A 20,935-nucleotide genomic window follows, 5' to 3' on the forward strand; every position below is an offset into this window, starting at 1 on the left:
GTAATTTGTAAATTTAAAAATGTAGGTTTTTTTCTATTATTCTGCAATTTTTATGTTAACATCGTTTACAAAAACAAGAGTTTCCGAATTACTTAAGTTAGTAAGAGATAAAATTCCATTTTTTCTCTCATTAACTCCATTTATTTTAAAACAAAATTCATTACCATCTTTATCTCGTAAAGTTACATATTCAGTATTGTTATCCGAATAATTCTGACAGCTGCGTGAGACAGTATATTTGTACATCACTTTCATTTGGTTGTTGTCATAATTGTAAACATTTCCATCTTGATTAAAAACCCATTTAGTATTCACATTTGCTTTAGAGTACCAGCTTCCTAAGATACGCTTAGATGAGGGATCTTGTTTTTGTGCAAAAATTGTTGTTGCAAAAAATAGCATGGGTAAAATAATTAATAGTTTTTTCATAGAATTTAAATTTAAAGTAGATTTTTTGTTTGTACTGCAGAGATAATTTATACCAAAGTTACGAGGGGCTTTTTTGTATTTTTAGTAATTAATGTTTTTTAAATTTATTTGATTCCCAATCTAGATTTTAGTTTTAAGAACAAAAGTCCAATTCGGTATGCATCTTCAGAAGAAGAATTGCGATCACTTTTTGGAATTTTATAAATTTCGCATAAATCGTCAAGCGAAAACTGTTTGTCGTTTATATCAGTCAATTTTCTATACATCACATCGACGTCTAGAGCTTCATTTTTTAATCGGCCACAGTTCAAGCGTTCTAGTGCAGCATTCAGCATTTCAATATCAAAATTGATATGATGTCCAACTAAAATTGAATTTCCGATAAATTTTACAAAAGCTTCAAGAGCATCAGGTTCAGGCATTTTCATCATTTTGCTTTCAATGATAAATTCATTAGAAAGTCCGTTATCCTGAAGGTATTTATATTGTAATAAGACTGTTTCGAAACTTTCTTTAATAACAATGCTGTCGTCAATAACTGAGAAGGCTCCAAGAGACAAAACAACATCTTTATCCGGATTTAAACCAGAAGTTTCAGTAGACAAAACCACAAACTTATTAGGTTTGGTTTCGAATTTAGTCAAATAGTCTTTCCAGAACTCTGGATAGTCTTTGTTAATGTTTTTTAGCCAGTCTAGCATATTTTATGAGAATTGTGTCAATTGAAATTTACTCTTAATCAGTTCCTCCAGGTCTTTCATTGGGGATAGTGCATTTTTTAATTTCTCTTTGTCAGTTTTTGACATTTCTCTTAAATTAATATATTGGCCCGAGTCGTCATTTTTTAATCCTTCAACAGTTCTAAATTTAGAAAGCGTTAAAAAAGCTTCTGCACAGCTTAAATAAATTTCAGCATTTTTAGAATCTGTAATTGCCAATTGCTTGAATCTCAAGTAAGTATTTTGAATTCCTTTAATATTTGCATTTAATATCAATAAACGTGCTCCATCAATTAATGGCATCAAAGCTCTTGTCTTAATGTCAAATTTATCTTTGTTAGGACCATCTTCTTCAACAATAAATTTCTTGAAAAAGCTTAAAGGAGAATTTCTCTTCAAAGCATCATTTCCTAAAAAGTCAAAGAATAAAGTATTGTTAACGGCATTCTTAAAAATTACGTTTTCAATAGCTTCTTCAATTTTTGGTTCTCCAAAAACAATTTCATAATCAAAGAAAATACTACTTAAATCATTACTGTTTTCACCCGGAGTATTCATCCAGCTGTTGTATTGTTTTGTCCAGTCACTCAATGATTTGCACCAAAGCATATTGCTTCCCATATGTCCGTTTGGACAATAATCGTAGCCCACTTTTTCTAATATAGAAGTAGTGCGTTTTGCCAATCTTAAGAAATAATCTTTTACTTCTCTGTATTTTTCTGGCGTAACATCTTCAAAAATTAAGATGCTATCTTGATCTGTAAGCAATAATTGCTCCTTACGTCCTTGACTACCAATGCTTAACCAAGCGAAACGTGCAGGAGGGGAGCCTAAGTCTAAAATAGATAATTCGACTGCTCTCTTAATGATAGCTAGGTTAATCTCGCTTGCAATATTGCTAACGTGCGAGATTGGAATATTTTTTTGGATCGAATTCTGAATCAAATCTGATAGACGATCACGTATTTGTTTTAAATCTTTTGGAAGCTGAGAACGTTTAATCTCTTTAATTAACACACCAGGGTTACTAGCTTGTGCTACAATAAGATCGTGCTCAGAAATAATTCCTTTAACTACAGATTTGCTTGTACCATCTTTAGTAACACATAAGTGCGTTACATTGTGTTTCAGCATTAATAATTGCGCTTCGGCCAAAGAGACATTTTCTAAAACTGTAACAACTGGCGATGACATAATTTTATCGATAGTTTCAGTAATAGGAAAGCGTCCTGTTGCAATTTTTGACGATAAATCGGCATTGGTTACAATACCAATTGGGTGATTTTTTTCGCCACAGATTATAATGTTATCTAACATAGAATCTGTCATTAAAATGGCAACGTCTTTAATTATAGAATCTGCTTTTGTCGTTAACGGTGAGTTATTGTAGTTAAGTGACTGAATGTATTGCATTTCTGTCTGCTGATCTATATAATCAGAATCTGAAACTAACTTGCCGTTAGAACTCATGCTGTCTTTGGTGTGGCGTGAATTTACAGCGAAACTCTCAAGAAGAAAGTTTAATACATCAGAATTATTAGCTACAAAAGGTCTAAAAACAGCAATTGGAATAGCATATACAATACTTTCTTCACGTGCTTTTGCCGTCATCATGTAATTATTTTTGGCAAAAAACGGACGTAAACCAAAAATATCGCCTTCATGACACTTATTTATGATAGTTTCTTCGGCATCAGCAATAGTCGTAAGATTAATGACACCAGAAGCTACAACATAAAAGTTCTCATGAAGCGGATCGTTATTTTGAAATAATACCGCATGCTTTTCTAAATTAATGACACGAATATTCGTAGCAATATCTGATAATTCCTGAAAAGTTAAATTATCAAACGGTTTGTATTCTTTTAAAAAATCTGCAATATGTTCAGCAACTGTATTCATATATGTGATAATTTATTTTTAAAGTATCGAATGTAAAAATAGTAAAATAAACTCTTACAATGAAAGTTCTTTAGTAGAAACTAATTATTTTAAAGAAATGTTAAAAGATAATGACAATAAGACTTGCAAAAACTTTTAGGTTTTTAAATTTTGAATATTTAGGATTGGCAAAAAGATGATTTATTCTGAGCAACACTAATTAACCAGACTGATAATACTCGATATTTGAAATTTTTTTAAATCAAAAATTATATAGCGCATGTATGAAGAATTGAATTTAAGAAAAATCTTTTGATTTAAAAACTTACTATATAAATCCGGCACGCTAAATTTTCAATATTTAGGAATTTTAGAAAATAAAATTCATACAGCGTAATTATAAGCGATTTGAATTCAAGAAAAATATTTGAATTGAAAACGAACGGATAATGTATCAGGTTAAATTTTTAATATTTTAAAATTTTTTAAAATGAAAACTGTACAATGTATTTATAAGCGATTTGAATTTAAAGAAAATGTTTGAATTGAAAAAATTAACTACATAATCAAGCACGGTAAATTTTCAATATTTGAGAACTTTTGAAAATAAAAATCATACAGCGTATTTATGAGCGATTTGAATTTAGAATACAAACTGTAAATCTAGCAATTCAAATTTTCAATATTTGAGAATTTTTGGAAAATAAAATCATATAACGCATTCTCGAGATTTCAGTTTAGAAATAAAAGTACAACTCTCAAGCAAAAAACAACCCTAGAAGCGAGGATGATAAATTTCCGATAAATGAAAACATTTTAAGCTAAAAGCTGTACAGCGTATTTGTAGGGCAGTTTTTGAAATATTCTATTTTACATAATATAAATTATAGTTCAAAATAGAATAACTCCGAGAAGGAGCTTATTCGTATAATTTATTCAAAATCATATCTTTTGGCACAATATCGCCTCCGCCATTTTTATTAAATTGCAATACTTCATCTTTTACAAATAAAACTGCGCTAGATGTAACTCCGTTTTTATCTTTCAATTTTATTTGAGCTTTATCGCCATGCGGATATACATGTCCGGAAACTTCCAAAATTCCTGAGTTTAATTCTTTATGATTGCTTGTAACTTCGGCGGTTCCAAAAATCTTATAATTGGATTGTGCAATCGTAATTGTAAAAATATACTCTTTCTTGCAGTCTTTACATTTTTGGTTTCCCCAAGTTCCTGAGAATTTGTTTTGCTGTGAGAATGCTTGCAAGGAAATTAAAAATGCCAGGAAAAGAAATTTTTTCATTGTAGTTTGTTTTATTAAATCTGAACCAAATATAAATCAAAAAAGCATCACAAATTTGCGATGCTTTTTCTAAATCTTTTAAAATTTACAATTTTTTCAAATAAACCGATTTTCCATTTAACGAAACATCAATTTGATTCGTTTTTTCGTTAAAAGTTGTTCGTAAAGCATTTCCGTTAAAAATTGTAACGTCGCCATACACATGACCTGCTTCAGAAGAAGTATAATCAAATTTTACTTTTTTGTTTCCTGGTTCAATACCTAATTTGTAACTAGAAAATTTTGTTCCTCTTAAATCGAAATCTTGCTGCGAATCGATAATTTTTCCATCAGCGTAAAAATTGGTAACCGATTTACTTAATGTAATGTCTGGATAATATTGATTTACTTTTTTAAGAAGCTCGTACTGCTCAACGCTGGCTTCTTCTTGTTTTGACGTAATAGTTTGAGCAAATGAAATTGATGTAAATAAAACTGCTAATAACAAAAGGTACTTTTTCATACTTTCTTAATTTAAAGATTAATAGATAGTTACGCTCAATAATTTTCGCGATTACTTTAATTTATTGTTATAAACTTCTTCAAGTTCTATAACAAGGTATGAAATCTTTACCTTTGCAGAAAATTATAAGCCCTTTTTTAAGATAATGACAACAAAAAAATATATTCAGCTCATCCTCATATTAGGTTCTTTAACCGCTCTAGGTCCTTTTTCAATAGATATGTATCTACCTGGTTTCTCAGGAATTGCGAAAGATTTAAATACTACTGTCGCTAAAGTTTCTATGAGTTTATCCAGTTATTTCATCGGAATTTCGGCTGGACAATTGCTTTACGGACCTTTATTAGACCGTTTCGGACGTAAAAAACCGTTATTTATTGGGCTTTTAGTTTATATTCTCGCTTCTTTAGGATGCATTTATGTTGCTGATATAGATTCATTTATATTTCTTCGTTTTATTCAGGCAATTGGAAGCTGTGCTGCCACAGTTGCTTCTGTAGCAATGGTTCGTGATTTATTTCCTGTAAAAGATATTCCGAAAGTGTTTTCACTTTTAATGTTGGTTGTGGGACTTTCTCCAATGCTGGCGCCAACCGTTGGCGGTTATGTTACAGAAGATTTAGGCTGGCACGCTGTATTTTTTATTTTGATGTGCATGGGAATTTTGATTTTGGCAGCTTCACAATTCGGTCTTCCAGATACTTACAAACCAGACGCTTCAATTTCTTTAAAACCAAAACCGATTATATCTAATTTTTTGTTAGTTTTAAAAGAGCCTCAATTTTATACTTATGCATTTACTGGAGCAGTCGCATTTTCGGGATTGTTTTCTTATGTAGCGGCTTCCCCTCTAGTTTTTATGGATATTTACAAGGTTGACGCTAAAACGTACGGATGGATTTTTGCTCTAATGTCTGTTAGTTTTATTGGTTCGAGTCAGTTAAATTCTATGTTGCTGAAGCGATTTTCAAGCGAACAAATGATTTTTGGAGCTTTAATTTCGCAATCTGTTATTAGTATCGTATTCTTGATTTTGGCTTTAAATGATCTTTTAGGATTATACCAAACGATCGGAATGTTATTTTTATTTTTAGCCTGTTTAGGAATCTCAAATCCAAATACGGCTGGGTTAACGCTTGCTCCTTTTGCTAAAAATACCGGAAGTGCTTCTGCGTTAATGGGCGCAATTCAGCTAGGAATTGGTGCTTTGGCTTCGTTTGCAGTTGGTGTTTTTGTAAAAAGTTCTGTAATACCTATGGTTGCCATCATGACCACGACAACTATTACAGCATTTATTATTTTAAATATTGGAAAACGATTTATAAAAGAAAAAGTTGAATTGTCAGATAGCGACGATATTATGATTGGTCATTAAAAGTTTTAAATTCCAAAAAAGAAATTCCAAATTCCAAAACTAAAACTTCAATAGTTTAAATATAAAAAGCCAAAATCAAAAGATTTTGGCTTTTCTATAAATTGGAATTTGGAATTTTAAAAATTGGAATTTTACAAAACCTAATTTTGTGTCTTTTTATCTGGTCTAATAATCATTCTAAGCGATTGATCTTTTGCAAAATAAGCAACCATCCAATTCCAGAATGTGTTTAATCTGTTTCTGTAAGTGATTAAAGAAATTAAGTGTATAAACAACCAGATGATCCAAGCAAAGAAACCTTTAAAATGCCATTTTGGACTAGGTAGATCTACAACAGCTTTTGCTTTTCCTATAATAGCCATAGATCCTTTGTCTTTGTATGCAAATGGTTTAAGAGGTTTATTGACCACAATGGCTTTGAAATTTTTAGCCAGATTTAATCCTTGCTGAATGGCAACCTGAGCAACCTGCGGATGACCATCAGGGAAATTTTTATCTCCTGCAGCAATTGCTGTATCACCAATGGCATAGATATTCTCTACACCGTTTACTTTATTGTATTCGTCAGTTGCCATGCGTCGGCCACGTCCGTAACTTTCTTTCGGAATTCCTTCAAAGATTTTTGCAGAAACACCTGCAGCCCAAATTAAGTTTTTGGTTTTAATGGTTTCTCCATTTTCAAAGACCACTGTATCATCAACGTAATCAACAACTTTAGTGTTTAGTTTTACTACAACTCCAAGTTTTGTCAGCGCCTCCAGAGTATCTTTTTGCGAATCTTTGCTCATTGGCGATAAAAGTGCATCTCCACCATCAACCAAATAAACATTGCTCGCAGAAGTATCCAATTCTGGATATTCTTTAAGCAGAATATTTTTTCTCATTTCAGCAAACATTCCGGAAACCTCCACTCCTGTTGGTCCCCCTCCTGCTACTACGATTGTAAGTAATTTACGTCTTTTTCGCATATCCTTACAAATGGCTGCTTTTTCAAGGTTTTTAAGCAATGTGTTACGCATTACGATGGCATCATTTAAGGTTTTCATCGGAATGGCATTTTTCATTACGTTTTCCATGCCAAAATAACTCGTTTCTGCACCAGTGGCAAAAACAAGATAATCGTATTCAAGTTCTCCGTTGCTTAAAGTGATTTTCTTTTCGGCAGGAGAAACAGACAATAATTCGCCAAGACGAAAACTTAGATTTTTTTTACCTGCGAAAAATTTTCTAAAAGGATAACTAATGCTCGATGGTTCTAAAAACGCCGTAGCAACTTGATATATAAGTGGTGGGAAAAAGTTATAATTATTCTTGTCGACAAGCGTTACTTGTATTTGAGGCTGATTTACAAGTTCTTTTGCTAGGTTAATCCCTGCAAATCCCCCTCCAATAATGACTATTCTCATATATGTTGTATTAAGTAGGATTATAAAATAATTCCTTATAAATATACAACTTTAATATGCAATGACAATTGTCATATTTATTACTTTTTGAATTTTTTAACTGTTTTTTCAACTACATCGATTTTGTTCTGTAAGACATAATTTGCCATTAATTTCTCGATTAGTTCGTCTTTGGTCAAATGATGGAAAACGGTTTTTACCCTCGTTTTTAAATCTTGCGAAAGCTCATGATTGGGCTTTGTTTTGAAGATTTGTTTTGCCCACAAAAGCATATTGTTTTCTTCAAGACTTGCCGCTGAAGGTTTTTTAAATTCAGAGAATTTAATTCCTAATTCTCTTTCAAAATCAGCAATTTCAAAAACTTCTTCTTGTTGTAAAACCGTCAAAGAAAGTCCTTTTGCTCCTGCCCTTGCCGTTCTTCCGCTTCGGTGAACATAGTTTTCGTAAGTATCAGGTAAGTGATAATTAATTACATACGAGATTTCTTTAACATCGATTCCTCTCGCAGCTAAATCGGTTGCAACCAAAATATTGATATGTCCTTCGCGAAACTGTTCCATAATTCGATCACGAATTCCCTGTGTCAAACTTCCGTGAAGTGCTCCCGAGGAAAATTTATTGATGGCCAGATTTTTAGCTAATTTGTTAACGGCAGCTTTCGTTTTACAGAAAATAATCCCTCTTTCGCCGTCTCTAGAATTCAAGAAATGCATTAAAACTTCCAGTTTTTCAATCGGATCTACCACAATATATTCATGGTCTATTCCTTCATTTCCAACAGTTTCCATATTGGCACTTATCTGAACCACATTTTTGTTCAAATAATTCTGAATCAGCTGTTTTATGGTTCCAGGAAGTGTAGCTGAAAATAATAAAGTGCGGTGCTTTTTAGGCAGTTCTGCAACAATTTCGTCTAAGCTTTCTTTAAGAATGGCTACCATTTCATCGGCTTCATCCAAAACCAGATATTCTGTTTGTTTTAAATCGATTGCTTTACGCTGAATCAAATCGATTAAACGTCCTGGAGTAGCCACTACAATTTGAGCACCTTCTTTTAATCTTTCGATTTGTGGTTTTATTGGAGTTCCTCCGCAAATTGAAGCAATAGATATATTAGGAATATATTTTGAAAAACTTTCTAAGTTTCTAAATATCTGCTGTCCCAGTTCTCTCGTTGGAACTAAAATTACAGCCTGAACTATTGTTGATTCTGCATTTACCAATTGTAATAAAGGCAATCCAAAAGCAGCGGTTTTTCCGGTTCCTGTTTTTGCTAAACCAACAATATCATGGGTTTCGCTCAAAAATAACGGAATTGTTTTTTGTTGAATTTCTGTTGGTTCAACAATATTTAATTCGCTTAAAGCTTTTAAAATTGGAGCCGAAAGTCCTAATGTTGAGAATGGTTTAGACATGTTCTTTAATTTTGTTTAAAGTTTCAGGTTTCAAGTTACACCAAAAACTTAATAAGTTGAAAGGAGAAATTACATTTACTTTGAAATGCTATTTCTCCTTTTGTATTATAAATAATGTTTTAGATTCCAATAACTTGAAACATGAAACCTGAAACAATTAAACTTTTAAATTATCAATCTGGTTCGTTCATGATTTTCTCACGATATTTTTTTCCAATCAATAAAGTCAATCTTTGTTTGTAATCGTCAACCAGCCATTCACGGTAGTTTTTACTGCATTGGCTCAAACATTTAGAATAACGCTTGATACGGTCTTCAATATCATCTTCTAATTCTTTAGCTAGCATTTTTGCTTCCTGAAGCGTTTCTGTATTGTCTACACACATTCCAGCATGCTGATCTAAAGATTTGTCTAAAACTACTTTTGAACGAAGATTTTGTTTGATGATTAATTTATGTTCTTCATCAACATCAAAACTAACGTCGGCCGTTTTGCTAAATTTGGCACGCAATTCTGGTGGCATGCTGTATTTAAAGAACATTTCGATTTCATGATCATCACGAAGATTCTCCAAATAAAACTCTGGCGATTTAAAAATATGCTGCCAGTTTACAGGATCGCTCCATAAACCAAAACGAGCGGCATTGTTTCCTAAATCGATAACTGTAAATTCGTCTTTTCCAGGCAATTTACGAGAACCACGACCAATCATTTGGAAATATAGCGTTAATGATTTTGTTGCTCTATTCAAAATAATAGTTTCTACAGTTGGTTCGTCAAAACCAGTTGTCAAAATTCCGACAGAAGTCAAAATGGCATCTGGAGTCTTTTTAAACCATTGCAGAATGTCTTTACGCTCTTCAGAACTACTTGTGTTATCTAAGTGACGAATATCGTAACCCGCTTCTCTAAACGTTTCATATACATATAATGAAGTATGAATACCGTTATTGAAAATTAATGTTTTCTTACCTAAAGAACGTTCTGTATACGCATGAAGCAGTTTTTCCTGCATCAAGGTATTCGTATATAAATCATCTGAAGATTTTACAGTATAATCTCCATTAATACCCACTTTTAACGAAGTCAAACCAACATCATAGCTGTAAGTTGTAGCTTTTGCCAAGAAACCTTTTTCAATCAAAGAACCAATAGTATCACCCACAATAAGCTCGTTGTAACTTTGGTGCATTGGTAATTTTATGTTCGAACTCAAAGGTGTTGCTGTTACTCCAAGAATAAAAGCATTTTTAAATGAGTTTAATAGTTTTCTAAATGAGTTGTAGTGTGCCTCATCAATAATAACCAAACCGATATTGTCTAGATGAAGTTTTTCATCGTTAATACGGTTTTTTAAAGTTTCAACCATCGCCACGAAACAAGAAAAATCATTCTGATCTGGCAATTCTTTTACTTTACTATTGATTATTTTGTTTGTTACACCAAAACCAGTTAACATTTTTGAAGTTTGTTTACAAAGTTCGATTCGGTGCGTTAAAACCACCACTTTTTTATCATTATGAGATAAATAGCGGCGAACGATTTCAGAAAATATTACTGTTTTTCCTCCTCCTGTTGGAAGCTGATACAGTAAGTGGTGTTTTGGAGGAGCATTGTCTAAACGGTCAAAAATGGCGTCAATATCGCCTTTTTGGTATGCATACAGTTCTTTCTTCTCTTCTCTTTGTATTTCTAAAGTGTTTTGAGACATTGTTTATTTTTGGATTTTTGCAAAAATACATCGAAAAAACAGTTATTCATCTTCTTTTAACTTAAAATAAATGTTTTTTTTAAATAAAGATTTTTTATGAGAAAGGCTTTTAATAGTCGATTTTCTCCAAAATTGCCTCAAATTCGTACTTATTTTTCCATTTTTGCTCGGAAGTTTCGTTCTGAATTGCATTAATTCGCAATTTAAAATCGTTAAAAATTCCGTTTGAGACAATAAAATTTACTGCTTGCTCAAAAGAATTAAGGATGCTTTTGTAAAATAATTCCTGCTTGATGAAATTTTGCGAAGAAAACGTTTGCGCAATTTCGATATTATAAAGCATAATATCTGCCACAATATAAGAATCTACTCCTAGCATCATAAAATGCTTAATTAATTTTTGAGCAACCGATCTTCGCATTTTGGCTTTTGGGCGCCATTTTGCCCCAGGTTTTTTAATAGGGAAATATTCGTGCGAGATTTTGACTTTAGCATCCTGAAGCAATTTATCTTCTTTTGGGTTGAAAACAAAGTCATAATACACCTTTACAGGAGCAAATTTCTCGTACAATTCGATCAATTGTTCTTCGAGTTGCTCTTTTGTTAATTCGCCTAAATATTTTTTTAAATCTCTTTTACTCATACAGTAAAGATAATTTTCAAATTCTTAAATTCCAAATTCCAATTTTCGGCCTGTTGAACTTATGTAATTTTGAATTTTTAAATTCTAAAATCAATCCAGAATCCTTAATTTTGCGGGCATAAAACTTAAAAAATATATACATGCTCAAGATTTTCAAAATTACTGCCATTTTAGAGGGAATCTCTTATTTAGTATTGTTTGCTAATATGTTAATTATCAAAAACAATAATCCTGAACTTTACCATACATTATTACGTCCGTTAGGAATGACACACGGTGTTCTATTTATCGGATACATTCTTTTAGCCTTTTTATTGAAAAAATCAATGAATTGGGATTTAAAAACATTTGCAATCATTCTAGTTGCTTCTCTTATTCCGTTTGGAACTTTTTATATCGAGAAAAAATATTTAGAAACTAAAGCAAATGCATAAGCTTTTGGAGAAAATATTTAATTTTTTATATCCTGTTTTTAGAGATTGGGGAATGAGCCGTAATGTTGCGTCTTATACCAGTCTGATCTTTAATATTGCTATTTTAATAGCACTGGCTTATGTAATTTATTACGCAGCCAAATTTCTTTTGGTTACTTTGACCGCTGTTTTTGCGCAACGTACCAAAACCAAGTTTGACGATTATTTAATTCAAAACAAAACAACAAGATATACCGCTTATTTAATTCCGTTTTTCTTTATATACAAAGCAGTTCCCGTTATTTTGGACAAATATGAATATTGGGAATCGATTTTCGGAAAAATTGTCGGTATATATATTGTATTACTTGGATTGTGGATTGTTCGAACGGTTTTTAATTCGTTACGAGATTACTTAAAACAAAAGCCTGAATATAGCGACAAGCCAATTGACAGTTTTGTTCAGGTTATTATGATTGTGCTCTGGATTTTTGGTGTTGCCATGATCATTTCGACTTTATTCGGAATTAAAAAGGCGAATTATTAACCATTTTAGGAACACTTTCAGCTATTATCATCTTAATTTTTAGAGATACAATTCTAGGATTTGTTTCGAGTGTTCAAGTTGCGATAAACGATATGGTTCGTATTGGCGACTGGATTACAATGGATAAGTTTGGTGCCGATGGAGATGTAATTGAAATCAATCTAACAACGGTAAAAGTTCGAAATTTCGACAATACGATTACCACAATTCCGACGTATGCATTAAGTTCAGATTCGTTCCAGAACTGGCGCGGAATGCAGAAATCTGATGGAAGACGTATCAAGAGACATGTTTTGATAAAAAGCAGCACAATTCGTTTTTTGAATGATGAAGATTTGCATCAACTAAAAAAAGTACAATTGATAACCTCTTATATAGATAGCCGTCAAGCGGAAATTGACAAATACAATGATCTTAGAGGAATTGATAAAACGCTTTCGCTAAATGGCCGAAATATGACCAATTTAGGTTTGTTTAGAAAATACATCATGCAATATTTAAATGATCATCCAGGATTGAACAAAAATATGCATATCATGTGCCGACAATTACAGTCAACCGCACATGGAGTTCCTTTAGAAATTTATGTGTTTTCGAGCGATAAACGCTGGGCAAATTACGAATACATTATGGCTGATATTTTCGATCATGTTATGGCTTCGGTACGATATTTTGATCTTGAAATTTTTGAATTGCCTTCTACGTTGAGTTAGATTTTGTTTCAGGTTTCAGGTTTCAAGTTAATTTAGATTGCGCATATTTAACCGCAAAGAGCGCAAAGAATACGCAAAGTTCGCAAAGTTTTTTTGATAAAGCTTTGCGAACTTTGCGTTTTTATTAAACTCCAATACAAAAAAAACTTTGCGAACCTTGCGGTAAAACACACAAGCCACTTCAACTTGAAACTTGAAACTTGAAACCTGAAACCTGAAACAAAAAAACTACTTCTCCTCTATCCTTTCAAACAGAAACTCAGGATTATGATACTCAATTGGAACTTCTGGTACGTAACACGGAAGATTAAAATAAGTTCCAATTACTCCTTTTCCTAGATAAAGCTTTTCATCTTTCTTTAAAAGAGCCAATGGGACTCTTTTCCAGGCACCACCAAACGAAATATAATGATAATCACCTCGAAGCGTATCGCCTCTTAAATCTCCTCGTACATCTCCAGAATCTTTTCCGGTTCCGTAATGACTAATTTCATAGCGTCCGTAAAAACGTTTGTCATTTATATGAATATCCAAAACCGCTGTGTCTTTATTGTTTACAGCACGATATAATTGATGATTGTATTTTTCTTTATCTTCTTTAGAATTGCAAGAAGCTAGTAATAAGCAGAGAAACAGAAATAATCGCATAATTTATTTTTATAAAAACAAAAATAGGTTTTTACTATGGGATTATTTCTTTAACTTTAAATAAAACTAAAAAGAAAAAAACATGGAAGATAGAGACACTTTTTTAAAAGAATTCAGAGGCGAAACTTTAGGAACGGTAAGTGCTCAATCTTCAGCAGATGAGATCTTTCAAAACCAGACCATCAGGCCTATTTTGAAACTCCAAAACGACTTATTCATCGCGGTTTTTATCAATTATGTAAACAAAAACAAACCAGATTTTTATTCTTACTCGGTTGAAAAAAAACTACAGACAATCGAAAATTCTATTCAGAAAGACATTAAATTCAGGAATTCTTTAAAAGGAATTGTAATGGCGCTTTTTACTGTAGAGGAATACAATACTTACATTCAAAACTCTTCTGATTTAAATAAACGAATGATGAATTTATTGATTGACCGATTGAAAAATCAGGTGCAATTGTTTGAAGTGGAAGTGAAATAGAATGAAAAAATGTTTAACCAATTCAGAAATAAATTTCCTTTAACCGATGAAAAATGGAACGAATACATTGGTTATTTTAATCGTCTAGAAGTTCCCGCGAAAACGACACTTTTAGAAGAAGGCGAAGTTTCCAAAAAACTTTATATCATCGAAAAAGGCTGTATTCGGGTTTGGTTTAACAATAACGGAAAAGATCTCACTACGCAATTCTTTTTTGAAAATCAGAGCGTCGCTTCTATCGAAAGTTTTATGAAGAAACTTCCAAGTCCGACAAATATAGAAACGATTGAGCCTTCAATTTTGTGGTGGATTCATAAAAATGATCTGGATAAAATTCTCGAAGAAATAAAAGAAATTCCAGAATTGAGAGATAAACTCATTAATATGCTTTTTGAGCGTACTTTTGATTATATGAAATATTTTGTTTCATTTATAAAAGACTCCCCTATACAGCGTTATACTAATTTAATTAAAGAAAGGCCTCAGATCATATTGCGTGTTCCACAACATTATATTGCTTCTTATTTGGGCATAACTACTGTGCATTTAAGCAGACTGAAAAGTAAATTAGTAAGTAAAGAATAATGGCCTTTTAAGCCAAATTTAAATTGACGTATATAATAACTTATATGGTTTAAGAAAATTTGATAACAAATGTTATCGTCTACCTATAAACGGCTTTCTAATTTTGCTTCATAAAATTTAATAATTATGAAAGCAGCAGTAGTTTATACAAAAGGCGAATTGCCAAAATATGCAGAGTTTCCGGAGCCAATTGCATCAAATGAAAACGAAATTTTGGTTTCGATAAAAGCCGTAGCCATTACAAATCTGGATAAAGGCATTGCAAGCGGAGATCATTATTCTTCGGAAAAAGAAAATCAAAACGGATTTATAGTCGGAAGTGACGGAATTGGAGTTCTAGAAAACGGAACAAAAGTTTACGCCCGCGGAATCTCAGGAACAATCGCCGAAAAAACTTTAGTGGAGAAAAACCGAATGGTGGTTTTACCAGACGGAATTGACGATGCAATGGCCGCAGCAATGCCAAATGCAGTTGCAGGTTCGGCAATGGCGCTTCGTTTTAGAGCCGGAGTAAAGCCTGGTGAAACCGTTTTAATAAATGGAGCAACTGGTTTTACAGGACAAATGGCAGTTCAAATTGCAAAACATTACGGGGCTAAGAACATTATTGTTACGGGAAGAAACGAAAAAGGCCTTGAAAATCTTTTAGAGATTGGTGCAGATGAAATTGTTTCCTTAAAACAAGAAGACGAATCTTTTGTTTCTCAGTTAAAAGAAATACATAAAAATACTCCAATAGATATTGTAATTGATTATTTATGGGGACATTCGGCAGAACTTATTCTTTCCGTTTTAAAAGGAAAAGGAAACTTTACGCATAAAACGAGATATGTTTCTGTAGGTTCAATGTCTGGAGATACTATTCAATTATCTGCACAGATTTTACGAAGCGTTGATCTTCAGTTATCCGGTTCAGGATTAGGAAGCTGGACAAAAGAAGAAGTCAAATTGTTGTTTTCTGAAATACTTTCTGAAATGTTTCTTTTGGCTTCAAAAAATATACTAAAAGTAAATATTGAAACCGTTCATTTATCGGATATTGAGAAAATGTGGAATGCAGAACTTTCTGATGGGAAACGCTTGGTAGTTCTTGTTTAAAGCTTCTAAGTTGCTAAGATTCTAAGTTTTTTTCTTAGCGTCCTAGCAACTCAGCATCTCAGAAACTTAGTATCTTAGTAACTCAAGGAGAACTTCCTCAAAACGATTTTTTGGTAAAAACTGATCTTCAAGTGCTTTTGTAAACGGAATTGGAGAATCTAAACTCGCTACACGTTTTACAGGAGCGTCAAGATATTCGAAGCAATTTTCCATAATTAAAGCCGAAATATCACTTGCGATTCCACCAAACATAGTGTCTTCTTGGTAGATTATAGCTTTTCCTGTCTTTTTTACAGAAGCGAAAATGGTTTCGGTGTCTAAAGGCTGTAAAGTTCTTAAATCAATTAAATCAGCATCAATTTCTGGATGCTTTGCTAAAGTGTCTAAAGCCCAGTGAACGGGTGCTCCAAACGAAATAATGGTAACAGAATTACCTTCTTTAACCAACGCCGCTTTACCTAAAGGAATAGTGTAATAGTCTGTTGGAACATCTTGATAAATACTTCTGTATAATAATTTATGTTCGAAGAATAAAACTGGATTCGGATCATTAATAGAGGTGTTTAGAAGTCCTTTTGCATCATAAGGAAATGCAGGATAAACTACTTTTAAACCTGGAGTTTTAGTAAACCAAGCTTCATTGGTCTGCGAATGAAATGGTCCTGCCTGAGTTCCTCCACCGCAAGGCATACGAACAACAACATCAGCATTTTCACCCCAACGATAATGAGATTTAGCCAATAAATTTACAATCGGATTAAATCCAGTTGAAACAAAATCTGCAAACTGCATTTCTACAATTGCTTTATATCCGTTGATTGATAATCCCATTCCTGTTGAGACAATGGCACTTTCGCAAATTGGCGTATTTCGTACTCTATCTTTTCCAAAAGCATCAACAAAACCATCTGTTATTTTAAAAGCTCCACCGTATTCGGCGATATCTTGCCCCATAAGAACTAAGTTTTTATGGCGCCACATAGATTGCTCCAAACTGTTTCGTATGGCATCTATAAAACGAATATTTGTTGAATCAGAATTATGTGTATATTCTTCATATTGAAATGGTTTATAGACATCATCTAATTCTCCACTGTAAGTTGGTTCGATTTCAGGTTCTGCATTTGCCATCGTCCAATTTTCATCAATTTCTTTTTTTATTTCGGCGTGAAATTGTTCGTCTTGTTCTGCCGTTAAAATTCCGTTTTCCGTTAGATATTTTCTGTAATTGGTAACAGGATCTCTCAGTTCCCATTGATCCATTAAATCCTGAGGAACGTATTTTGTGCCACTCGCCTCTTCGTGCCCGCGCATTCTGAACGTTTTAAATTCCAACAAAATAGGACGCGGATTTTCTTGCATTTCCTTTTTTAGCTGAGACAATTTATTATAAACTTCAACAATATTATTTCCGTCAATAATCCAGCTTTCAATTCCGTAACCAATTCCTTTATCAGCAAGGTTTTCGCACGCATATTGTTCGTTTGTCGGAGTTGAAAGTCCGTAGCCATTATTTTCAATGATAAACATTACAGGCAATTTCCAAACGGCGGCAATATTTAAAGCTTCGTGAAAATCTCCTTCGCTTGTAGCGCCTTCTCCGGTAAAAACTGCAGTGATTTTTTTATTGTCTTGAAGTCTGTTCGCAAGCGCGATTCCGTCAGCAATTCCTAACTGGGGGCCCAAATGCGAAATCATTCCAATAATATTGTATTCTTGCGTTCCAAAGTGAAAACTTCTGTCTCGTCCTTTGGTAAAACCATTTGCTTTTCCTTGCCATTGCGAGAATAAACGATGAAGCGGGATTTCTCTTGTTGTAAAAACACCAAGATTTCGGTGCATTGGAAGAATGTATTCGGACTGATCTAAAACGGCAGTTACTCCAACGGCAATGGCTTCTTGTCCTATTCCAGAAAACCATTTAGAGACTTTTCCTTGTCGTATCAGGATCAGCATCTTCTCCTCGATCAATCTTGGCTTTAATATCTTTTTATATAAATCTAATAACTCGGTGTTAGTAAGGTTTTGTCGGTAAAAAATCATGAAAATTTTTGTTTTTTAGTGTTTCAAATATAACAATTTGCGCCAATTTTATTGGATTATGATATAAAATTTTAATAAGAAATCTGCTTTTAATGCCTGAGCTTAAGATTATTTTCTAAAATATTATCTACCTTTGTTAGCGAAAGGTGCTTATGACACCTTTTATCTTTTAAAATAAAAAATGTAAAGTATGCAAAACATTCCTAGTGTAGACTTACGTGATTTCCTTTCGGACGACCCGAAACGTAAACAAAAATTTGTAAATGAAATCGGCAGTGCATTTGAAAACATTGGCTTCGTTGCCTTAAAAGGTCATTTCCTTGATGATCAGTTGGTAAACGAACTTTATGGTGAAATTAGAAATTTTTTCGCCTTGCCAATAGAGACTAAGCATAAATATGAAATTCCTGGAATCGGCGGACAAAGAGGTTATGTTTCTTTTGGAAAAGAACATGCTAAAGGACGCAAAGAAGGAGATTTAAAAGAATTTTGGCATTTTGGTCAATACGTTGACGCAGATTCAAGATGGGCTTCAGAATACCCAAACAATGTTGAAGTTACCGAATTACCGCGTTTTAATGTAGTGGGTAAAGAAGCGTACCAGAAACTAGAAAAAACAGGGGTTTATGTTTTAAGAGCTTTGGCTTTACATTTAGGTTTAGATGAGTTTTATTTTGACAATTATGCAAAAGAAGGAAACTCAATCTTAAGACCAATCCATTACCCACCTATTACTTCTGAGCCAGAAAACGCAATTCGTGCAGCAGCTCATGGTGATATCAACTTGATTACTTTATTAATGGGAGCTCAAGGTAAAGGATTGCAAGTTCAGAACCATAATGGCGATTGGATCGATGCCATTGCGCAAGATGACGAATTGGTGATCAATGTTGGTGACATGTTGTCTAGACATACTAACAACAAATTAAAATCTACAATTCATCAAGTTGTAAATCCGCCAAGAGAATTGTGGGGAACTTCACGTTATTCAATTCCATTTTTCATGCATCCAGTAAGCGATATGCGTTTGGATTGCCTTGAAAATTGTATTGATGCAGAAAACCCGAAGAAATATGAAGATATTACTGCTGGAGAGTTCTTATACGAACGTTTAGTAGAATTAGGTTTAATTAAAAAATAAACTTACATAAATTTTAAATTAAAAATTCCAAATTCCAAGTTTTTCTTGGGGTTTGGAATTTAATTTTTAAATATCTTTATGCTTGAAATTTATTTTTAGAATAAAAAAATATGGACTTTAAAGATCAATTAAAAAACTTATTTCCAGATCACGTAGAATCGAATGAACCTGAGCAAGTTGAAGAACAAGAACACGTTCTTTATGTTCAGAAAGAGCCAATGATTTGTAAATTTGAAAAAAGAAAAGGAAAACCAACTACTATAATTGAAGGTTATGAAGGCTCTGATGAAGATTTTAAAATCTTGTCCAAAGAAATTAAAACCAAATTGAGCGTTGGAGGAACTTTTAAAGACGATTCGATTATAATTCAAGGCGATTATAGAGATAAAATTATGGCAATCCTAAAAGAAAAAGGATTCAAAACCAAACGTGTAGGAGGATAATTAATTGTTTAAAAGTTTCAAGTTTAAGGTTTCAGGTTGCTATAAATAACTTGAAACGTGAAACAAAAAACAAAAAAACAAAATCTTAGAACCTTAGAAACTTAAAAAAAAATGATTCAATCATCAGAATTAATACTAAATCCTGACGGAAGCGTTTACCATTTAAACCTTCGTCCTGAACATATAGCACACGACATTATTTTTGTTGGTGACCAAAATAGAGTAGAAAAAATCACTCAATTTTTCGATTCAATCGAACATTCTGCTCAAAAGAGAGAATTTAAAACCCAAACTGGTATTTATAAAGGCAAAAGAATTTCGGTAGTTTCTACAGGAATTGGGCCTGATAATATTGATATTGTACTAAACGAATTGGACGCTTTAGTAAATATTGATCTGAAAACGCGTCAGCCAAAAGAAAAATTGACTTCTTTAAACATTATCAGAATTGGAACTTCGGGTTCTTTGCAGGAAGATATTCCAGTTGATAGCTTTGTAATGTCAAAATTTGGGTTGGGATTAGACAATATGCTTCGCTCCTATTTAATTGACGATGTTTCTATTACCGAAATTGAAGATGCATTTGTAGCACATACGAACTGGGATCCAAAAAAAGGAAAACCTTACGTAACGCAATGTTCTGAAAAATTAGAAAAACTAATAGAATCAGATAAAATTTTTAAAGGAATTACGGCAACTGCTGGAGGATTTTATGGTCCACAAGGAAGAGTTTTACGTTTGAATATTCAAGATGAAGAATTGAATAACAAAATGGATAATTTTAGTTTTAATGAAACTAAAATCACTAATTTAGAAATGGAAACAGCGGCAATTTACGGGCTTTCGGCTCTACTAGGTCACAATGCTTTATCGCTTAATGCTATTATTGCAAATCGTGCTAGCGGAACTTTCAGTGAAGATCCGTATAAAGCAGTAGATGAACTAATTGCTTATACATTAAATAAATTAGCAGGAAACTAATTAACATCTTGATGGAAAGTGTTATTCTCAAATTTGAACAGTTATTGAATGAGAATGTAAATTATATTCCAACAATACAGAATGAAATTTTAGACGCAAAAAATCCTGGTAAATGGTCTAAGAAAGAGGTTTTAGGTCATTTGGTAGATTCTGCAATCCATAATCTGGTACGTTTTACAGAGATTAATTATTCGGAAAAACCGTATAGGCACAGACCGTATAATCAGATCGAATTAGTAAATTTAAATCAGTATCAGAAAACAGACATTAAGGAACTAACTCAATTATGGTTTTCAATAAATAATCAGATTGTTAGAATCATGAAATCTGTTGACGAAAATGCTTTGGATTATAAAATCATTTTAAGCGATGAATCTGTAATTGATTTAAGGTTTCTGATGACCGATTATGTAGAGCATTTAGAACATCATATTAATCAAATAAAATCATAGCA

General features: G+C 32.7%; 20 protein-coding genes and 1 pseudogene. 10 read left to right on the forward strand and 11 right to left on the reverse strand.

Going from position 1 to position 20,935, the window contains the following annotated elements:
* Positions 1–36 precede the first annotated feature (36 nt).
* From QLQ95_RS20835 to QLQ95_RS20855, 5 genes are all read right to left on the reverse strand, one after another.
* Entirely contained in the window at positions 37–429 is a 393-nt protein-coding gene (locus tag QLQ95_RS20835; protein WP_482501507.1) for a hypothetical protein, read from the reverse strand.
* A gap of 104 nt (positions 430–533) precedes the next feature.
* Complete coding sequence (locus tag QLQ95_RS20840) at positions 534–1,130, reverse strand: 3'-5' exonuclease (RefSeq protein ID WP_095929311.1); 597 nt, start codon at positions 1,128–1,130, stop codon at positions 534–536.
* A gap of 3 nt (positions 1,131–1,133) precedes the next feature.
* On the reverse strand, positions 1,134–3,050 hold the full coding sequence (locus QLQ95_RS20845) for a DUF294 nucleotidyltransferase-like domain-containing protein (protein ID WP_095929312.1): 1,917 nt from the start codon (positions 3,048–3,050) through the stop codon (positions 1,134–1,136).
* A gap of 898 nt (positions 3,051–3,948) precedes the next feature.
* Entirely contained in the window at positions 3,949–4,332 is a 384-nt protein-coding gene (locus tag QLQ95_RS20850; RefSeq protein ID WP_248726809.1) for a hypothetical protein, read from the reverse strand.
* Between the two features lie 85 nt (positions 4,333–4,417).
* Positions 4,418–4,834, reverse strand: coding sequence for a hypothetical protein (locus QLQ95_RS20855; RefSeq protein WP_320493560.1), 417 nt, complete (start codon positions 4,832–4,834; stop codon positions 4,418–4,420).
* A 145-nt stretch (positions 4,835–4,979) separates the two neighbouring features.
* Between QLQ95_RS20855 and QLQ95_RS20860 the strand changes: the two genes are divergently transcribed.
* Positions 4,980–6,209, forward strand: coding sequence for a multidrug effflux MFS transporter (locus QLQ95_RS20860; RefSeq protein ID WP_482501509.1), 1,230 nt, complete (start codon positions 4,980–4,982; stop codon positions 6,207–6,209).
* 140 nt (positions 6,210–6,349) lie between these two features.
* On the opposite strand, the gene QLQ95_RS20865 is transcribed toward QLQ95_RS20860, so the two are convergent.
* From QLQ95_RS20865 to QLQ95_RS20880, 4 genes are all read right to left on the reverse strand, one after another.
* On the reverse strand, positions 6,350–7,615 hold the full coding sequence (locus QLQ95_RS20865; protein WP_095929315.1) for an NAD(P)/FAD-dependent oxidoreductase: 1,266 nt from the start codon (positions 7,613–7,615) through the stop codon (positions 6,350–6,352).
* An 80-nt stretch (positions 7,616–7,695) separates the two neighbouring features.
* Complete coding sequence (locus QLQ95_RS20870) at positions 7,696–9,030, reverse strand: DEAD/DEAH box helicase (RefSeq protein WP_482501511.1); 1,335 nt, start codon at positions 9,028–9,030, stop codon at positions 7,696–7,698.
* Between the two features lie 173 nt (positions 9,031–9,203).
* Complete coding sequence (locus QLQ95_RS20875) at positions 9,204–10,742, reverse strand: DEAD/DEAH box helicase (RefSeq protein ID WP_095929316.1); 1,539 nt, start codon at positions 10,740–10,742, stop codon at positions 9,204–9,206.
* A gap of 109 nt (positions 10,743–10,851) precedes the next feature.
* Positions 10,852–11,385: a DUF6155 family protein gene (locus QLQ95_RS20880; protein WP_095929317.1), complete on the reverse strand. Its 534-nt coding sequence runs from the start codon at positions 11,383–11,385 to the stop codon at positions 10,852–10,854.
* 140 nt (positions 11,386–11,525) lie between these two features.
* On the opposite strand from QLQ95_RS20880, the gene QLQ95_RS20885 reads away from it, so the two are divergent.
* Together QLQ95_RS20885 and QLQ95_RS20890 are read left to right on the forward strand one after the other, a co-directional pair.
* Positions 11,526–11,819 carry a DUF3817 domain-containing protein gene (locus QLQ95_RS20885; protein WP_095929318.1) on the forward strand — a complete coding sequence of 98 codons (294 nt, stop codon included), beginning with the start codon at positions 11,526–11,528 and terminating at the stop codon, positions 11,817–11,819.
* Positions 11,812–13,058 (forward strand): annotated as a pseudogene (locus QLQ95_RS20890) (mechanosensitive ion channel family protein). The gene QLQ95_RS20885 and the pseudogene QLQ95_RS20890 overlap by 8 nt, the downstream one beginning before the upstream one ends.
* A gap of 228 nt (positions 13,059–13,286) precedes the next feature.
* Here QLQ95_RS20890 and QLQ95_RS20895 read toward each other — a convergent pair.
* Entirely contained in the window at positions 13,287–13,706 is a 420-nt protein-coding gene (locus QLQ95_RS20895; protein WP_095929320.1) for a hypothetical protein, read from the reverse strand.
* Positions 13,707–13,788: 82 nt separating this feature from the next.
* Here QLQ95_RS20895 and QLQ95_RS20900 point away from each other — a divergent pair, with 82 nt between their 5' ends.
* The 3 genes from QLQ95_RS20900 to QLQ95_RS20910 all read left to right on the forward strand — a co-directional run bounded on the left by QLQ95_RS20900 (position 13,789) and on the right by QLQ95_RS20910 (position 15,873).
* On the forward strand, positions 13,789–14,190 hold the full coding sequence (locus QLQ95_RS20900; RefSeq protein ID WP_320493555.1) for a glyoxalase: 402 nt from the start codon (positions 13,789–13,791) through the stop codon (positions 14,188–14,190).
* A gap of 9 nt (positions 14,191–14,199) precedes the next feature.
* A complete protein-coding gene (locus tag QLQ95_RS20905; RefSeq protein WP_320493554.1) occupies positions 14,200–14,775 on the forward strand; it encodes a Crp/Fnr family transcriptional regulator in 576 nt (191 codons plus the stop codon).
* Between the two features lie 126 nt (positions 14,776–14,901).
* On the forward strand, positions 14,902–15,873 hold the full coding sequence (locus QLQ95_RS20910; RefSeq protein ID WP_482501514.1) for a quinone oxidoreductase family protein: 972 nt from the start codon (positions 14,902–14,904) through the stop codon (positions 15,871–15,873).
* A gap of 66 nt (positions 15,874–15,939) precedes the next feature.
* Here the strand turns inward: QLQ95_RS20910 and QLQ95_RS20915 are convergent, their stop codons facing one another.
* Positions 15,940–17,916, reverse strand: a complete 1,977-nt coding sequence (locus tag QLQ95_RS20915) for an alpha-ketoacid dehydrogenase subunit alpha/beta (RefSeq protein WP_320493552.1) — start codon at positions 17,914–17,916, stop codon at positions 15,940–15,942.
* Positions 17,917–18,106: 190 nt separating this feature from the next.
* Here QLQ95_RS20915 and QLQ95_RS20920 point away from each other — a divergent pair, with 190 nt between their 5' ends.
* The 4 genes from QLQ95_RS20920 to QLQ95_RS20935 all read left to right on the forward strand — a co-directional run bounded on the left by QLQ95_RS20920 (position 18,107) and on the right by QLQ95_RS20935 (position 20,933).
* Positions 18,107–19,057 carry an isopenicillin N synthase family dioxygenase gene (locus QLQ95_RS20920; RefSeq protein ID WP_482501516.1) on the forward strand — a complete coding sequence of 317 codons (951 nt, stop codon included), beginning with the start codon at positions 18,107–18,109 and terminating at the stop codon, positions 19,055–19,057.
* A 110-nt stretch (positions 19,058–19,167) separates the two neighbouring features.
* Complete coding sequence (locus QLQ95_RS20925) at positions 19,168–19,500, forward strand: translation initiation factor (protein WP_482501517.1); 333 nt, start codon at positions 19,168–19,170, stop codon at positions 19,498–19,500.
* A 111-nt stretch (positions 19,501–19,611) separates the two neighbouring features.
* Positions 19,612–20,481 (forward strand): nucleoside phosphorylase, encoded by an 870-nt coding sequence (locus QLQ95_RS20930; protein ID WP_095931235.1) that lies wholly within the window; start codon positions 19,612–19,614, stop codon positions 20,479–20,481.
* An 11-nt stretch (positions 20,482–20,492) separates the two neighbouring features.
* On the forward strand, positions 20,493–20,933 hold the full coding sequence (locus QLQ95_RS20935) for a DinB family protein (protein ID WP_428239227.1): 441 nt from the start codon (positions 20,493–20,495) through the stop codon (positions 20,931–20,933).
* Positions 20,934–20,935: the final 2 nt, after the last annotated feature.

The sequence above is a fragment of the Flavobacterium sp. B330r genome (assembly GCF_056824325.1).

Coding starts and splice junctions, on each gene's coding strand:
- QLQ95_RS20835 (WP_482501507.1), bottom strand. CDS start 429: ATGAAAAAACTATTAATTATTTTACCCATGCTATTTTTTGCAACAACA.
- QLQ95_RS20840 (WP_095929311.1), bottom strand. CDS start 1,130: ATGCTAGACTGGCTAAAAAACATTAACAAAGACTATCCAGAGTTCTGG.
- QLQ95_RS20845 (WP_095929312.1), bottom strand. CDS start 3,050: ATGAATACAGTTGCTGAACATATTGCAGATTTTTTAAAAGAATACAAA.
- QLQ95_RS20850 (WP_248726809.1), bottom strand. CDS start 4,332: ATGAAAAAATTTCTTTTCCTGGCATTTTTAATTTCCTTGCAAGCATTC.
- QLQ95_RS20855 (WP_320493560.1), bottom strand. CDS start 4,834: ATGAAAAAGTACCTTTTGTTATTAGCAGTTTTATTTACATCAATTTCA.
- QLQ95_RS20860 (WP_482501509.1), top strand. CDS start 4,980: ATGACAACAAAAAAATATATTCAGCTCATCCTCATATTAGGTTCTTTA.
- QLQ95_RS20865 (WP_095929315.1), bottom strand. CDS start 7,615: ATGAGAATAGTCATTATTGGAGGGGGATTTGCAGGGATTAACCTAGCA.
- QLQ95_RS20870 (WP_482501511.1), bottom strand. CDS start 9,030: ATGTCTAAACCATTCTCAACATTAGGACTTTCGGCTCCAATTTTAAAA.
- QLQ95_RS20875 (WP_095929316.1), bottom strand. CDS start 10,742: ATGTCTCAAAACACTTTAGAAATACAAAGAGAAGAGAAGAAAGAACTG.
- QLQ95_RS20880 (WP_095929317.1), bottom strand. CDS start 11,385: ATGAGTAAAAGAGATTTAAAAAAATATTTAGGCGAATTAACAAAAGAG.
- QLQ95_RS20885 (WP_095929318.1), top strand. CDS start 11,526: ATGCTCAAGATTTTCAAAATTACTGCCATTTTAGAGGGAATCTCTTAT.
- QLQ95_RS20895 (WP_095929320.1), bottom strand. CDS start 13,706: ATGCGATTATTTCTGTTTCTCTGCTTATTACTAGCTTCTTGCAATTCT.
- QLQ95_RS20900 (WP_320493555.1), top strand. CDS start 13,789: ATGGAAGATAGAGACACTTTTTTAAAAGAATTCAGAGGCGAAACTTTA.
- QLQ95_RS20905 (WP_320493554.1), top strand. CDS start 14,200: ATGTTTAACCAATTCAGAAATAAATTTCCTTTAACCGATGAAAAATGG.
- QLQ95_RS20910 (WP_482501514.1), top strand. CDS start 14,902: ATGAAAGCAGCAGTAGTTTATACAAAAGGCGAATTGCCAAAATATGCA.
- QLQ95_RS20915 (WP_320493552.1), bottom strand. CDS start 17,916: ATGATTTTTTACCGACAAAACCTTACTAACACCGAGTTATTAGATTTA.
- QLQ95_RS20920 (WP_482501516.1), top strand. CDS start 18,107: ATGCAAAACATTCCTAGTGTAGACTTACGTGATTTCCTTTCGGACGAC.
- QLQ95_RS20925 (WP_482501517.1), top strand. CDS start 19,168: ATGGACTTTAAAGATCAATTAAAAAACTTATTTCCAGATCACGTAGAA.
- QLQ95_RS20930 (WP_095931235.1), top strand. CDS start 19,612: ATGATTCAATCATCAGAATTAATACTAAATCCTGACGGAAGCGTTTAC.
- QLQ95_RS20935 (WP_428239227.1), top strand. CDS start 20,493: ATGGAAAGTGTTATTCTCAAATTTGAACAGTTATTGAATGAGAATGTA.